This window comes from Kitasatospora sp. NPDC036755 (genome assembly GCF_040636595.1).
Lineage (GTDB): Bacteria > Actinomycetota > Actinomycetes > Streptomycetales > Streptomycetaceae > Kitasatospora.
Genome location: NZ_JBEZUT010000644.1, coordinates 1 through 1,790, shown reverse-complemented (window position 1 = coordinate 1,790; position 1,790 = coordinate 1). Strand labels below are relative to the sequence as shown.

Annotated in this window: 1 protein-coding gene and 2 pseudogenes; 2 read left to right on the top strand and 1 reads right to left on the bottom strand. The window is 77.4% G+C overall.

Annotated features, from left to right (window positions below):
* A pseudogene (locus AB0E96_RS40875) lies at positions 1 to 99 on the top strand (SNF2-related protein); the annotation flags it as partial.
* A 54-nt stretch (positions 100 to 153) separates the two neighbouring features.
* On the opposite strand, the pseudogene AB0E96_RS40870 reads toward AB0E96_RS40875, so the two are convergent.
* Positions 154 to 495 (bottom strand): annotated as a pseudogene (locus AB0E96_RS40870) (two-component sensor histidine kinase); the annotation flags it as partial.
* Positions 496 to 964: 469 nt separating this feature from the next.
* Here AB0E96_RS40870 and AB0E96_RS40865 point away from each other — a divergent pair.
* Complete coding sequence (locus tag AB0E96_RS40865) at positions 965 to 1,573, top strand: hypothetical protein (protein ID WP_359831885.1); 609 nt, start codon at positions 965 to 967, stop codon at positions 1,571 to 1,573.
* Positions 1,574 to 1,790: the final 217 nt, after the last annotated feature.

Genomic DNA, 1,790 nt, shown 5'->3' with positions numbered 1-1,790 from the left:
TTCGCGCTCGCCCAGCGGCGGGTCATCATCGGGGACGAGATGGGCCTGGGCAAGACGGTGCAGGCGATCGCCGTGCTGGCGCACCTGCGGGCCGGCCAGTGCCCGCAACCCCGCCTCCTCCAGGCGCCGCAGCAGCTCGGTGGTCTCCTCGGCGTCCTGGCCCGGGAGTTGGCCGGCCTGGGCCTCCACCACGATGCCGGTGATCTCGTGGGCGACGGAGTCGTGCAGCCCCCGGGCCACCTCCAGCCGCTGTTCGCGCCGGGCCCGGTCGACCGCCCGCTCCCGTCGGACGTCCAGGACGCGCAGGTAGAGCGCCGACCCCGCGACGCCGAGCAGCGGCAGCAGCGAGAGCACCACCCCGACCACCGCCGCGGTCACGCTGCTCTGCGGTGTCCGCAGGACGAACCGCAGCGGCAGCAGCACCGCCGCGAGCCCGACCAGTGCGCCGACCGCGCCGGCCTGCCGGTCCGGCAGCCGGCGGACCACCCGGAACATCAGCCCCAGCAGGGCCGTCCATTCGAAGGGCAGCCAGAACGCGGGCAGCCGGTACGGGCCCGGGTAGAGCGCGTCGACCAGCAGCGAGGCCCCGGCCGCCGCCCCGGCGGCCGCGACGAGCGGGATCCGCCCGACGGGCCACGGCGCCAGCGCGACCACCGCGACGACCACCGCCGTCAGGGCGAGCAGCGCGGCCGACCCGCGAGCGCCCGGATGCGCCATCAGGACGGGCGCCGGCAGCGCGAGCGCGGAGACGGCGGCGAGCACCCGGCGGGCCCGGGGCGAGCGGGATCTGGCTTCGGTACGCACACCGCCGAGCCTACGGGCAGCTCTCCCGGGGGACACGGGCTCCTCCTCGGGAGGGAGCGGTCCGCCGTCAACTCCCCTCCGCAGCGGGAGGAACGGCGGCCCGGGCCGGAGCAGACTCGGTGCCGCCGGAACAACCGCACCGAGGGAGAGACCGACCGCCATGAACCGACGCCTCGCCACCGCCGCAGCCGCCTGCCTCCTGCTGGCCGCGACCGCCGCCGCACCGGCTGCCGCCGCCGTCCCCGTCCCCGTCCCCGCCGCCGCACCGGCCGTCGCGGCCCCCGCCGCGCCCACGGCCGCCGCGGAACCTTCCGCCGCCGCGGGCGACTTCGGGCCGGTGAGCGTGCACGGCACCGGCGACACCGTCCTCACCTCCGCGTTCCAGGGGTTCGAGGGCGACCCGGTGCGGATCTCGGTGGACGCCCGCACCGCCACCAACACCGATCCGCGCGCCACCGCCGGCCACTTCCACGTCCGCCACGTGCACACCGACGGCCGGCTGGTCGCCGACTTCGAGGGGGACATCACCTGCCTGGCCGTCGGCGGCCGGGAGGCGATCGCCACCGGGGTGATCACCAAGGGCGAGGCGCCGTGGTTCCCGGGCCTGGAGCTGACCGGCCAGAAGGTCTCGCTCTCGGTGGAGGACACCGGCCGGCGCGGGGACAGGATGGGCTGGGTCTGGGGCGTGTTCGGCCAGCCGGTGTCGGACTGCCAGGGCACGGTACCGTTCATCCGCACGACCAGTGGTGACTTCTCCGTGCGCGGCTGACACCCGGCCGACCGGGCCTGCCGGGGACCGTCCGGCGACGAACCGGCGACGGACCCGGCCACGAACCGGCGACGGGCGGGCGGCGAGCGGGGCCGCACACCACCACCCGAACGCCCGCAGACCCGGAGGCCCCGTTGCCCCTCGACCGACCGACCACCCCGCCACCAGCGGGCGCGGGGGTGGTGGGGCGCGCCGGGGGGGGGGGGGGGGACGCGCG

Excerpts from the sequence above, each read along its gene's own strand:
- AB0E96_RS40865 (WP_359831885.1), top strand. The coding sequence starts at position 965 with ATGAACCGACGCCTCGCCACCGCCGCAGCCGCCTGCCTCCTGCTGGCC.